The following is a 12469-nucleotide window of genomic DNA, read 5'->3' on the forward strand; positions in this document are numbered from 1 at the left end:
ATACCGTTTTACCACCGCCTATGAGCCAGTTGCCCCTGCTTTTCGATGCCCCCCGGCCTGCCGCCAGCCCGTTCCCGCTGCCGCAGCCTGCCGTTAACGACGTGCACCTGCAGTTCGCCCTTTTCTTTAAAAGCGACCTGCTGCGGCCCTACGCCTACCTGCTGTCGCAAAAGCTGGCCGAAGGCCACGTCTGTATCGACCTCGACCGCCTTCTGCCCGGCGAGGACTTCCCTTTTAAAAGCCGCGACCTTTCCCAGTGGTCCGCCCTGCGCTCGGACCCCCTGGTCAGCGACGGCACCCAACGCCGGCCCTTCGTGCTCCACGGCAACCGCCTGTACCTGCACCGCTACTTTGCCTATGAAACTTCGGTGCTCGACCGGCTGAAAACCTTTTTGCAAAACGGCCGCGATGCCTATGCCCACCGGGTGCGGCAGCTCGACGGCCTAAACGACTTTATCAAAAGCGTGTTCGCCCCGCCCCCCGGCGCCGCCCCCGTGGCCGACTGGCAGCTGGCCGCCGCCCTGTCGGGGGTGCTGAATAATTTTACCATCATCACCGGCGGCCCGGGAACGGGCAAGACCACCACCGTAGCCCGGATCCTGGCCCTGCTCTTTGCCCTGGACCCCCAGCTGAAGGTGGCCCTGGCGGCCCCCACCGGCAAGGCCGCCGCCCGCATGGCCGAATCGCTGAAAAAGGCTACCCTGCCGGTAGACGCCGCCATTAAGGAAAAGTTCGCAGCCCTGGAACCCGCCACCCTCCACCGCCTGCTGAAAAATATCCCGGACACCCTCCGCTTCCGCCACCACCGCGACAATCCCCTGCCCTTCGACGTGGTCATCATCGACGAAAGCTCCATGATCGACCTTTCGCTCTTTGCCCGCCTGCTCGACGCCATCGGTCCCCATACCCGCCTGCTGCTGCTGGGCGACAAGGACCAACTGGCCGCCGTAGAAGCCGGCTCGCTGTTTGGCGACCTCTGCGGTGCCGGTGAACGGCTCAACACCTTTCCTGCCGACCGCGTGGCCCTGTTCAACTCTTTTATCGCCGACCCGGCGCGCCGCCTGCCCCCGGAGGCCGCAGCGGAGGAAAACGCCCACCCGCTCTTCGGCTATATCGTGGAGCTGCGCCACAGCCACCGCTTTTCGGGCGAGGCCGGCATCGGCCGCTTCAGCAAGGCGGTGATCGGGGCCCGCGCCGCCGACCTGCAGGCCTTCCTGCCGCCGGCCACCGACCAGCAGGTGGAGATCGATCCCGACTATTCCCCAAAAATCTTTGAATCCTTTGCCGCCGGCTACGCCGCCTTTATCCGCGAAAAAGACACCTTGTCCGCCCTGAAGCTGCTGGGCGAGCTGCGGGTATTGTGCGCCCTCCGCGAAGGCGAACAGGGCCTGCACGCCCTCAACAAAAAGATCGAACGCTACCTGCAGAAAAAGGGCCTCCTTTCCCTTTCGGGCGAATTCTACGAGCACCGCCCGGTGATGGTCACCCGCAATTATTACAACCTGAACCTGTTCAACGGCGACATCGGCCTCCTCCGCTACGACGCCAGGGGCCAGCTGCGCGCCTGGTTCGAGGACGGCGAGGGCGGCGTGCGCTCCGTGGCGCCCGGCTACCTCTCCCAATGCGAGACGGTCTTTGCCATGACCATCCACAAAAGCCAGGGCTCCGAATTCAACCGGGTACTGGTGGTGCTGCCCCAGTCGGCCGACATCCCTATCCTCACCCGCGAGCTCCTCTACACTGGCGTCACCCGCGCCCGCACCTCCGTCCTCATCCAGGGTAGCGGCGACGGCATTCTTTCGTGCGCGGGGCGGTGCGTAGAGCGGGGATCCGGTGTGCGCGCACGCGTTTACGAGTTTACGGGTTCACGAGTTTACGAGTTCCCTGCCGGCGCCAGCAACTCGTAAACTCGTAAACTTGTAAACTCGTAAACTCAAAAAAATGCTTCAGTTAAACGTTTCCAACTCGCTCGAACAACTGGCCCTGACCCTGGAACGGTCGTTGCGGCGGCAGCAGCCGCCGGTTTTCCAGCCGCATTACGTGGTTACGCAGACCGACGGGATGAACAATTGGCTGAAGATCTTCATCGCCAGCCGGTCGGGCATTGCCGCCAATATCCAGTTCCTGCGGCCCAACGATATTATCCATAAAGTGTACTTTTTGCTGGGGGGCGAGTTTTCCGACACCCTGTCGGCCCATAACCTGAGCTGGTTGTTGTTTACGCTTCTGGAGGAGGAGGCCTTTAAAAGCAAGTTTCCTTCGGTGGCCGCTTATTATTCGGACGACCATCCCAACAAGGCGGTGAAGCGCATGGCCCTGGCCGAAAAAGTGGCCGACCTGTTCGACCAGTACCAGATCTACCGCCCCGACATGATTGCCCTCTGGAACGGCAGCGCGCTCAATACCGTGCCCGCAGGCGAATGGCAGCAGTACCTGTGGATCCGCGCCAAACGGGCGGTGGGCGGGCGGCTGGCCGACAAGACCCTTATGGGCGACTTTATCCTGAAGGCGCTGAAGCAGAAAGGTAAGGGCGAGCTGCTGCGCAGCCGTATGCCCGTGCTGCACCTCTTCGGGCTTTCCATTACCACCGACTACCACCTGAAGCTGTTCGAAGCCCTTGGCAAACATATCGACATCGCTTTTCACCTGCTCAACCCCGCGCCCTCGGTGTACTGGTTCGACACCATTAGCGAAAAGCAGCAGGTGCTGCTGGCGCGCAAGGGCCTGGCCGCCCCCGGAGAGACCGCCGTGGGCAATACCCTGCTCACCACCTGGGGCCGCGTGATCAAGGACACCTTTGGGCTGCTGTTCGGCTACGAGGAGTTCATGAACGCCTACGAAGAGGTGGGCGTGCAGGAGCCCGGGACCGACACCCTGCTGCAAAAGCTGCAGCACAACATCTTTTACAACCTGGGCGAGGACGAGCAGGCGCCGGTGACGGTGGACGACCTGGAGGACGGGTCGCTGACGATCAATAGCTGTTACACCATCGCCCGGGAGGTGGAGGTGCTGTACAACTACCTCGTGCACCTGGTGGACCGCCGGAAGGAAGCGTTGTCGCCCCGCGACATCGTGGTGATGGTCAGCGACATCGATGCCTATGCGCCCTACATCAAGGCGGTGTTCGGCAACGCGCCCTACGCCATCCCCTTTAGCCTGGCCGACGACAGCTATACCGGCTCCGACAATATTATCAATGCCCTCAAGGCCGTTATGGAGCTGAAGAGCGACAGCTTCAAGGCCGAGGAGGTCGTGCAGTTGCTCGATTCGGCCTTTATCCGCCGGCGCTTTGGCCTGACCAACCTGGCCCTGGTGCGCCGGGTGGTGCAGGCGGCCAATATCCGCTTCGGCACCGACGGCCGCACCGAGGACGATACGGTCTTCGTAAGCTGGCGGCACGGCCTCCAGCGCATCCTCTACGGCCTGTGCCTGGGCGGGGAGGAGGAATACGAAGCCCCCGAAGGCAGCCTCTACCCGCTGGACCTGCTCGAAGGCAGCGAGGCCACGGAGATCATCCGCTTTTGCCATTTCGTACAAGTGCTGATCGAGTCGGTGGAGCGCCGCCGCGGCGACCGCCCCATCACCGACTGGGTGGCCTACGTGAACTTCCTGCTGCACAACCTGGTGTACGAGGCGGCCGAGGCCGTGGATGAGGAGTACAGCGTGCTGCGCAAGCAACTGGAAGCCTACAACCTGCTGCACGAATACCTGCACGAGCCGGTGAGCTACGAAGTGTTCTGCCATAGCTTCCTAGGGTCGGTCACCGGGGCCACCCGGGCCGCTTCCTTTGCCGGCGGCGGCATCACCTTTTGTTCGCTGATCCCCATGCGCTCCATTCCCTTCAAGGTGGTGGCGCTGCTGGGCCTTTCCTTCGATAAGTTTCCCCGCCGCGAAACGAGGGCCTCCTTTAACCTGATGGACCGCGAACGGCGCAAGGGCGACCGGAGCATCCGGGAAAACGACAAGCACCTGTTCCTGGAAACGGTGCTGTCGGCCCGCGACTACCTTTATGTCAGTTACCTCGGCCAGAGCGTCCGCGATAATACCGCCCTGCCGCCTTCGGCCCTGGTGGACGAGCTGATCGATTCCATTGAAGCCGCCTGCGACGAGCCCGAAGAGGTGCGGAAGCGGCTGATCACCCGCCAGCCCCTGCACGGCTTCAGCCGCCAGTATATGGGGGGCGATGGCCGCCTGTATTCCTACCTCCTTGGTGAAAAGGGCTCCCATACGCACCTGTTCGATGCGGCCAGGGAACGGGAGCCGTTGCGCCTGGACGAAGTGTCGCCCGATGCCCTGGTGGCGTTTTTCAAAAATCCTTTCAAGGCGTATTACAACCGGGTGCTGGCCATTTACTACGGCGACGGCGAGGAGCTGCTGCCGGGAACGGAGCTGTTCGCCCTCGACACGCTGCAGCAGTGGTCGCTCAAGCACGAGCTGCTGCGGGTGGAGGAAGAAGGGTGGGAGGCCCACAGCCGCAGGGGGGTGAAAACCGGGCGCCTGCCCCTGAAGAATATGGCCGGCATCATCCTGCAGCAATCCGGCGAGGTGGTGCGGCCCGTACGCCGCTTGCTGCTGCAGACCACCGAAGGCCTGCCGGTACGCACCGCTGCCGTGGACGTGGCCATCGGCGATACGGGCCTGAAGGGAACCCTCGAGGGGGTGTACGGGGCGCGGCTGGTGGTGGTGTCCTTTTCGCGCAGCGAGGGCAAGTACTTGCTCGAAGCCTATATCCGCTACCTGGCGGGCCGGGCGGCGGGCGTGGTGGACGAGGTATATTTTATTTCCTCCGAGAAGAGCGCCGTTTTCAAGGGCCGCCTCCTCAGCACGGCCGAGGCGCAGCAGCGGCTGGCCGTCCTGCTGCAGCTCTACAAAAGGGGACATGAGCGGATCCTGGCCTTTTACCCCGACTTCAAGCCGGACCTGTCCAAGATTTCGGCGCTCGACCGCAAAGGCTTTGACAAGCTGGTCACCGACAAGCTGGATAATTACAATTCGCCCTGCACCGATACCTATATATTGAACGAGTTCCAGAACGGCTTTTTTACCAGCGACGAAGTGCTGGAGGAGTATAAAGCCAACTGCCGCGAACTGCTGCTGCCCCTGGCTGAGGTCTTTGCCGACTATTTCGAATAATATTATTTTGATTCTGATGGACCAGGAGAAACTGGAAGCCCGCAGGGCTGCAACAAAAGTAGCCCCGGGTAAAACCCGGGGTCAGCAGTAGTTAGGCAACCGCAACCCCGGATGGGGTTGAATGTGGGACTTACGGTAACGAGATTAATCCCGATCAGGATAGCTATTCAAAGAATTCTTCAGAAGTGAAAATTCTTTTAAATCGAACAGGACACATTCAACCCCTTCAGGGTTGTGGGGACGAACTACTGCTGACCCCGGGTTTCACCCGGGGCTACTTTTGTTAAAGCCCTTCAGGCTTCCTTTTTCTTCCAGGCAACCATTAATAAAACAGTATAACTCTTTGCCTTTGGCACGGCCCGGCTACAGGCGGATCTTGATCCCCCCGTTGACCACGAACCCTTCCACGGGCGCGTAGATGTCCCGGAAAAGAGGCTGGTCCACCGGGCCGGTAAAAATGCTGTCGAACCTCGTCTGGCGCGTATCGGTAAAGTTTTCAAAGTTGACAAAAAGGGAAAAGTGCTCCCATAGCTTTTCCGCCATAAAGCCGGTGATCCAGTAGGGCTTGCCGGAAGACCCGTCACCGAGCTGTTGCCGGCTGAAATAATACCCTTCCAGGCCCAGTTTGAGCTTTTCCTCGATCTCGTACATCAGCACTTTGTTCAGCCGGTGGCGGGCGGTGAGGGGCAGCCAGCTTTTTTCTCCCGAATAGTGGGTGTTGGCATCGGTAAAGGTGTAGCCCACGAACAGCTTAAAATCGCCGTACAGCAGGCGCAGGTTGGTTTCCATTCCCTTCGTATCGATAGGGCCGCCGGCATTCCGAAAAATCCTTTTCCCGTCCGGCGTTTCCTGCAATACCAGGGGGTTCCGCAGCCGGGTATAAAAAAACAGGTGGTTGAGGCTGAGGCTTATTGCCCCCAGGTGGGTACGGTAGTGAACGTCCCAGTTGCCGCCCACCGACCGCTCGTTCTGGGTGTAGTGCTCGTCAATGGGCAGCACATCCAGGAACTGAAGCCGTTCCGCCTCCTCGGTAAAGATGGTGGGTGTTTTATAGCCCCAGCCGCCACCCAGGCGAGTGGTCCATTGGGGCGAAACCCGGAAAAGGGCGGAGAGGCGCGGCAGCAGTTCCCAGCCGTAGGCCGCCGTCCGGTCGCCGCGGAGGCCGGTTTCCAGGGTGATCCGTTCGTTAGGCGACCAGCTGTTTTGCACAAAAAGTCCGAAGGTGTTATAATGGTAGTCCCGGGGCGGAATGGCGGCGGGCTTTCCTTCGGAGAGGTCGTCGGTCAGCAGGTTGGCGCCCGCCACCCATTGGGCCTGCTCGCCCCGGTGGTTCCAGGTCAGCTCCGAAAAAGAGGATTGCTGCAGGGCCCGGAACCGGTAGGACGGGAGTTCAAGGCTGCGGTCGAAGCGGGTATAGCTGTTTTTCAGCTGCAGCGTCGTGCGCTCGTCCAGGCGGTGGACAATACCCAGCTGGGTGGTGAGGCGGTCGGTGTTGTTCCGTTCGTAATAGCCGCTGCCGCCCCGCTTGATATAGTCGATGCTGCCGCCGAGGCGGCGCTCGGTGATGTAGCTCACCCCCACGTCCGCCGTAGTCTTATGACCGTACAGGAACAGGCGGGGGTTGAGGGTGTAGCGCCGGAATTGGGGCAGGGCGGTCAGGCCGATGCCGGCCGGGTCGTAGGGGGCGCCGCTGTTGCGGGAGGCAAACAGGGTCAGGCCGGCCTTGCCGTACCGCTCGGAATAAAACCCGCTCAGGTCGAGCCCTCCGGCCGAGGTGCCGTTGGCCAGGAAGGAAGCTTCCCGCTCCGGGCCCGGGGTTTTGGACACCAGGTTCACCAGCCCGGCGATGGCGCCACCCCCGTACAGGGTGGAGGAAGAGCCTTTGATCACTTCCACCTGCCGGAGGTCCAGCGGGGCGATCTGCATGATGCTAAGGCCCCCGGCAAAGCCCGCATACAGGGGATAGCCGTCGCGCAGCACCTGGGTATACCGGCCCTCCAGGCCCTGGATGCGGATGCCGGCGTTGTAGGAGGTGGCGGAGGTTTGCTGGATCTGGATGCCGGTGCTTTCGCTGAGCAGCATCCGGATCTCCCCCGGTTTCATATTGCCCTTTTCCGCCAGTTCTTCCCCGGAGATCACCTCGATGCGGGTGGGAGTGTGGCCAATGCTGCGGCTGGTACGGGTGGCGCTTACGACCACCGCTTCTTCGTCGCCCTCCGCCTCCGCCGGCTCCAGGGTGAAAAGCAGGGTGGTGTCGGAGGTGAGGAAGACGGAAACCAGGGCTTCGCGGTAGCCGGCATGGGTGACCCGGAAGGTTTGTTTGCCGGTAGGGAGATTCCTCAAAACAGCGGTGCCGGTGCTGTCGGCGGCGACGGGGGGGAGGTCCTCCTTCCCGCTAAGGGTGGCGCCGGGCAGGGGATGGTTTTCGTGGTTCCGGATAGCGGCTTTTAATACGTGCTGGGCCTGCAGCGGCAATAAGGCGGCGCAAAGCAGCAGTATGGTCAACAGGAATTTTAGATAAGGGAAATGCATAGCGGGGTTGCTGAATTTTTTCTGCATGTTCATGAAGTCGGGAAACAGTATCCAGAATAAGAATAGGGGCATAGCGACCTGGGCGCCCGGAAGGGCGGCAGGGGCTGCGCAATAAGACCAACAGGAAAGGAAACGTTAGCCCAGTTGGGGCGGCTGCCAGATGGGCAGGGCGAGGTGGAGCAGGGCCGCTGCCGGCAGGGCGGCATAAGCCGGGCGGACAGCGGGCGGCGGCAACGCCGGTGCCGCTGCCGATTGGAACAGGGAATAGGCGGCACAGCAAGCACAGGTGCAGAAGGGCGAACAGCGGTCCTCGTGGTTTATATCATGCTGGCCCGCCCGGGTCCATTCGGCCTGGTGCGGATCACCTTTGCCCGCAACGGCCTCGTCGGCGCACGGCAGAACGCTGAGCGCCAGGACAAGCAGGGCCATAAGAAACGTGATCCATTTCATGCCGGGCAAAGGTACAGGCAGGTGCCCCTTGCCGGCAAAACAAAAATTGTAGCAGGGTTGCAGGAACGCGTGGGGGCGTAATAAGGGAAAAGCCCGAAAAATATTTTGCCGGAACAAAAGATCGGCCTAGCTTTAATTTTACAACAAACTCCCGGGCAGGCTTAGCCGTAAAGCTGGTGTACAGGGGCCCGGCACAGTTTCCCGGTCGTGTGGAAAAGGATCAGCCAGGTTTCTCCTCTTGTTACTCCGGTATCCTATCGGTAGCAATTTTCCAACAGCAGGCTATTCAATTGTCAGGACGTGATTAGTGTTCCGGACCGTGCAGGTTTCTCAAAGCATTCCCGCCTATCCCCCTGAAAATTTTCTTCAATTCCAAGTCCGAAAACAATTCATTATGATGGTGCTGGTCAATATCATCACGGATGCGGTCGAGCGGGGTTGGGACAATTTCCTGGCCCGCCCGAAAGGGCCCCTGAACTTCCGCTTCATCCTCCAGACGCTGATGGCCACCTCCCTGGCCATTCGGGCCGGCATAAAGGATGCGCGGGCGGGGCAGCCCCCTTTCCTGTGGACGGTCTTCTCCGATCGGGCCCGCCGGAGGCAGCTGAAGCGCTCGGGCTGGAAGGACGTGCAGCGGCTGTTCTTCCTGGCCTGCCTGCTGGATGCGATCTACCAGTTGATCGTGCACCAGGGTATTTTCTTGTTCGAGCTGTTGTTTACCGCCACCCTGCTGGCGGTGCTTCCTTATATCCTGTTGCGGGGACCGGCCAACCGCGTCGCCCGGGGCTTTATCCGCCGCCATCCCGGCGCCGTGGAAAAGGAGCCGCTAACCTCCCCGCCTCTGTCTAACGATAATGATTAACCTAAAAACAAATACTATGTCAGGCATGAACGACAACCAGAAATGGACACAGCCCGCAGCCATGGCCCTTCCCCCCGGTGGGGTATTTGAACAGCAACAGGGTCGTTACGGGCCCATCTTTCCCAAAACGCCCGCCTGCTACGGCTTTACCATCATCGCCAAAATAAAGCCGGGAACCCGTGACCATTTTTACGAATACGCCCAGCGGATCGAAAAGACCGTGGCCGAAAAGCCCGACGCCCTGGAGGTGCTGCAACTGCACTACCTGCGCTGGGTGCTGTTCGACATCAGCAACGAGACCTACTTTATGTACCAGGGCATCTTCGATACCGATTTTGACAAATACACCGAGGATGCCGTGGCCCTGTTTTCGAAATACGGCATCAACACCGTTTTTGAAAACCTGGAAGGCTTTCCCATGGACTGGAAGACCAATCCCCAGGCCTTCGTGCAATTTGTGCGGGACCACCAGCGCCCGAGTTTCCTGGAGTACGGTGAGTACCCCTTTGTGAGTGCCGACGAGATCAAAAAGGCGCTGCAGCTGAAGGCATCCTTCTCCACCATGCTGGACCAAATGCAATAGGAGGTAACTATGCTTGAATTAGACGACATCCAATATATATTGCTGTCTCGGGTGCCGGCGCTGACGGGGCGCTACGAGTTTTTAACCTTCCGCCAGCCCGCCGGCGGCCGTAAATGGCTGGAGCAAATCCGGGAGAAAGTGCCCTCCGCCGCCCAGGTGGCACAAACCGTGGAGCAGGACCAGCGCTGGATCACGGTGGCCTTTACCCATAACGGCCTGCGGGCCCTGGGTCTGGACGAAGCCTCCCTGGCCACCTTTCCCGAAGAATTTAAACAGGGTATGGTGGCCCGGGCGGAGATCCTGGGCGACACGGGCCGGAACCATCCCGACCATTGGGTGGGGCAGCTGGCCAGCCCCGACCTGCACGCCCTCGTCATCCTGTTTGCCCGCACGGCCGAAGAGCGGCTGCGCTGCCAACAAAAGCACGAAGAGCTGGTGGCGCAATGCGAAGGGGTGGAGCTGCTGTCGGCCCTGGATTTGGAAGCGACGCCGCCCTTCACCTATGCGCACGACCATTTCGGCTACCGCGACCGCCTGTCGCCGGTGGTGATCGAAGGCACCGGCGAAACGCCCACCCCCGGTTCCGGCCCGCCCCTGAAGGCTGGCGAGTTCATCCTGGGCTACCCCGACGAGGACGGTCCGCCGGCAAACCTGCCGCAGCCCGAAGAGCTGTCGCGCAACGGCAGCTTCATGGCCTACCGGCGGCTGGAAGAGCACGTGGGCGCCTTCCGCGAATTTTTAAAGCAGCAGGGCGCCACTCCCGAAGAGCAGGAGCTGGTGGCGGCAAAGCTGATGGGCCGATGGCGTACCGGTGCTCCCCTGGTGCTGGCCCCCGAAAAAGAGGACCCGGAGCTGGGCGGCGACTGTCAGCGCAACAATAATTTCAACTACAAGGAAATGGACCCGCACGGCTATGCCGTGCCCCTGGGCTCGCATATCCGCCGGATGAACCCCCGGGATACGGCCGCCAACATGAACCGGCGCCGCATGCTCCGCCGCGGGGCCACGTACGGCCCCTACCTGCCCGAGGGGGTTCCTGACGATGGAAAGGAAAGGGGCATTGCCGCCTTTGCCATTTGCGCCAGCCTCATCCGCCAGTTCGAATTCGCCCAGAACGTCTGGGTCAACGACAAGAATTTCCACGAGCTGGGCAACGAACGCGATCCCTTTATCGGTAACCACGACGGCACGCTGGAGTATAAGATTCCTAAACGCCCGATCCGGAAGGTGATCAAGGGACTGCCGGCCTTTACCACCGTACGGGGGGGCGCCTATTTCTTTCTGCCCGGGCTGAAGGCCCTGGAATACCTGGCCTCCCTGGGCGGACCACAGTGATCCCAATTCATTTTCCATCCACAACGACCCGTTATGAGTACCACTAATTTTCCCGCCCGCACCTACAACCAGGTCCACCGGCCCCGCAGTTACCAGCCCGGCAGCCGCCGGATCAGCATTTACTGGACGTGGAGCTATCCCTGGGAGGCCAACCGCGAGGTTGCGCAGATGGACAACCGCTTTTCCACCATGACCGAAGTGCGGCGGGTGGCCTGGCCGGCGTATGAAACCCCGGAATGGGATGAAAATAATTTTTTGCAGGGCATTGCCGGCACGCTGGAGCTGTTCCACCGCTCCACCCTCAGCTTCCAGGCCCTGGCAGGGGAAGTGACCGGCCAGCCGGTGGCGGTGTTCCAGCGCATCGACCAGGCCGGCTACAAGCTGCCCATCGACGAACGCATCCTGGAGGATACCGATACGCTGCTGGTCTTCGGACTCGATCATCTGGTTTCGGAGCAGGAGGCGGCGCCCGAAGAGATCGAAGCCATCCGGGAGTGGCTCCAACGGGAAGGCACTTGTTTGTTGATTGGTCCGCACCACGACGTGGGTTTTTCCGACGACCTGCAGCAGCGGCAGATGGAGTACCGCCATCATGGCGATGCGCTGGTGCCGCGCCAGCAGCGGTTTGGGCAGTACACCCGTTCGCTGATGAAGGGGCTGGGCATCCCGGTGCTGAACAAGTACGGGCTGCGGCCCGCCGTGGTCCGGGGCACGAAGGAGATCGCCCCGCTCAACGCCCGCCGCGACCTGGACAAGCTGGGTCTGCTCCAGGACGTCACCACCTTCAATTTCCATCCCCACCTGCCGCATTACGAGATCACGTCGTATGATCCGCGGTCGGTGGTGCTGCTGGCCTGCCAGCCGGTAGACCTGGACCGGCCCCATCCCTTTATAGAAGAAGGCAACAAGGAATTCAACGCCTTTATCTGGCTGCCGCCGAAGGAGGAGCGGGCGGGCAATATTTTAATGGCCGACTCCACCATTTTCACCACGCTTTTTGGGGGCACCGCCAGCCTGGAAAATTTCTGGCGGAACATTGCGCTGATGAAGTAAGCCGCCTGCACGGAAGGGTAAAAAGGGGCTCAGCCTAATTCCGCAATCTCCAGCCAGTAGGTAAAAAAGTGCTCGATCTTTTTCACCGTACCGCCGAAGGTGGACGGCTTCGCCACAAAGCTGTTGGCGCCCTGCCGGTAACATTCCCTTACCAGATCCGGGTCGTCCGACTCACCCAAGATGATGACCGGGATGTGGCCGTACTTCGGATGGCGCTTCAGTTCCTGCAACAGCTCCAGGCCATTGCCGGGACTGATGTCGTAATCAACCAGGATCACCGCCGGTAGCTCCTGGCGTTCGAGAAAGGGAAAAACCTTATCGCTTTGGGTCAGGAACGTTACCGCTATGTTCCTGCCGATATCCTGCAGGGTCTGTTGGGTAATGTAGCGGTCATCGGGATCGTCTTCCACCATCAGGATATAGCGGCTTTCTGTGTCCATAGTTCAGGGGTTGGCGGCCAAAGGTATTAAGTATTTTGTATCCCGGCCGGAAGGCGTATGTGCCAGGACGATAGAAAGCTT

The 12469-nt window shown here is 60.8% G+C and carries 9 protein-coding genes; 6 read left to right on the plus strand and 3 right to left on the minus strand.

Annotated elements, in window-relative coordinates; translation table 11 throughout:
- The first annotated feature begins 20 nt into the window (after positions 1-20).
- Together recD and recC are read left to right on the plus strand one after the other, a co-directional pair.
- Positions 21-1907 (plus strand): exodeoxyribonuclease V subunit alpha, encoded by a 1887-nt coding sequence (gene recD / locus V9K67_RS23290; RefSeq protein WP_336726830.1) that lies wholly within the window; start codon positions 21-23, stop codon positions 1905-1907.
- Positions 1908-1941: 34 nt separating this feature from the next.
- Positions 1942-5133, plus strand: a complete 3192-nt coding sequence (recC, locus tag V9K67_RS23295; protein ID WP_336726832.1) for an exodeoxyribonuclease V subunit gamma — start codon at positions 1942-1944, stop codon at positions 5131-5133.
- A 363-nt stretch (positions 5134-5496) separates the two neighbouring features.
- Here recC and V9K67_RS23300 read toward each other — a convergent pair whose 3' ends face one another.
- Both V9K67_RS23300 and V9K67_RS23305 read right to left on the minus strand, forming a co-directional pair.
- Entirely contained in the window at positions 5497-7638 is a 2142-nt protein-coding gene (locus V9K67_RS23300) for a TonB-dependent receptor (protein WP_336726833.1), read from the minus strand.
- A 162-nt stretch (positions 7639-7800) separates the two neighbouring features.
- Positions 7801-8115 carry a DUF6660 family protein gene (locus V9K67_RS23305; RefSeq protein ID WP_336726834.1) on the minus strand — a complete coding sequence of 105 codons (315 nt, stop codon included), beginning with the start codon at positions 8113-8115 and terminating at the stop codon, positions 7801-7803.
- 394 nt (positions 8116-8509) lie between these two features.
- Between V9K67_RS23305 and V9K67_RS23310 the strand changes: the two genes are divergently transcribed.
- Genes V9K67_RS23310 through V9K67_RS23325 form a run of 4 tightly spaced genes read left to right on the plus strand, consistent with a single transcriptional unit; the run spans position 8510 to position 11948 of the window.
- Positions 8510-8977: a hypothetical protein gene (locus V9K67_RS23310; RefSeq protein ID WP_336726835.1), complete on the plus strand. Its 468-nt coding sequence runs from the start codon at positions 8510-8512 to the stop codon at positions 8975-8977.
- Between the two features lie 16 nt (positions 8978-8993).
- Positions 8994-9560, plus strand: coding sequence for a hypothetical protein (locus V9K67_RS23315; RefSeq protein WP_336726837.1), 567 nt, complete (start codon positions 8994-8996; stop codon positions 9558-9560).
- Positions 9561-9569: 9 nt separating this feature from the next.
- Positions 9570-10895, plus strand: a complete 1326-nt coding sequence (locus V9K67_RS23320; protein ID WP_336726839.1) for a Dyp-type peroxidase — start codon at positions 9570-9572, stop codon at positions 10893-10895.
- A 33-nt stretch (positions 10896-10928) separates the two neighbouring features.
- Entirely contained in the window at positions 10929-11948 is a 1020-nt protein-coding gene (locus tag V9K67_RS23325) for a hypothetical protein (protein WP_336726840.1), read from the plus strand.
- Positions 11949-11977: 29 nt separating this feature from the next.
- Here V9K67_RS23325 and V9K67_RS23330 read toward each other — a convergent pair whose 3' ends face one another.
- Positions 11978-12388 (minus strand): response regulator, encoded by a 411-nt coding sequence (locus V9K67_RS23330; RefSeq protein WP_336726841.1) that lies wholly within the window; start codon positions 12386-12388, stop codon positions 11978-11980.
- Positions 12389-12469: the final 81 nt, after the last annotated feature.

This window comes from Huijunlia imazamoxiresistens (genome assembly GCF_037132455.1).
In the GTDB taxonomy this organism is placed as follows: Bacteria; Bacteroidota; Bacteroidia; order Chitinophagales; family Chitinophagaceae; genus Flavisolibacter; species Flavisolibacter imazamoxiresistens.

Coding starts and splice junctions, on each gene's coding strand:
- recC (WP_336726832.1), top strand. CDS start 1,942: ATGCTTCAGTTAAACGTTTCCAACTCGCTCGAACAACTGGCCCTGACC.
- V9K67_RS23305 (WP_336726834.1), bottom strand. CDS start 8,115: ATGAAATGGATCACGTTTCTTATGGCCCTGCTTGTCCTGGCGCTCAGC.
- V9K67_RS23310 (WP_336726835.1), top strand. CDS start 8,510: ATGATGGTGCTGGTCAATATCATCACGGATGCGGTCGAGCGGGGTTGG.
- V9K67_RS23320 (WP_336726839.1), top strand. CDS start 9,570: ATGCTTGAATTAGACGACATCCAATATATATTGCTGTCTCGGGTGCCG.
- V9K67_RS23330 (WP_336726841.1), bottom strand. CDS start 12,388: ATGGACACAGAAAGCCGCTATATCCTGATGGTGGAAGACGATCCCGAT.
- recD (WP_336726830.1), top strand. CDS start 21: ATGAGCCAGTTGCCCCTGCTTTTCGATGCCCCCCGGCCTGCCGCCAGC.
- V9K67_RS23325 (WP_336726840.1), top strand. CDS start 10,929: ATGAGTACCACTAATTTTCCCGCCCGCACCTACAACCAGGTCCACCGG.
- V9K67_RS23315 (WP_336726837.1), top strand. CDS start 8,994: ATGTCAGGCATGAACGACAACCAGAAATGGACACAGCCCGCAGCCATG.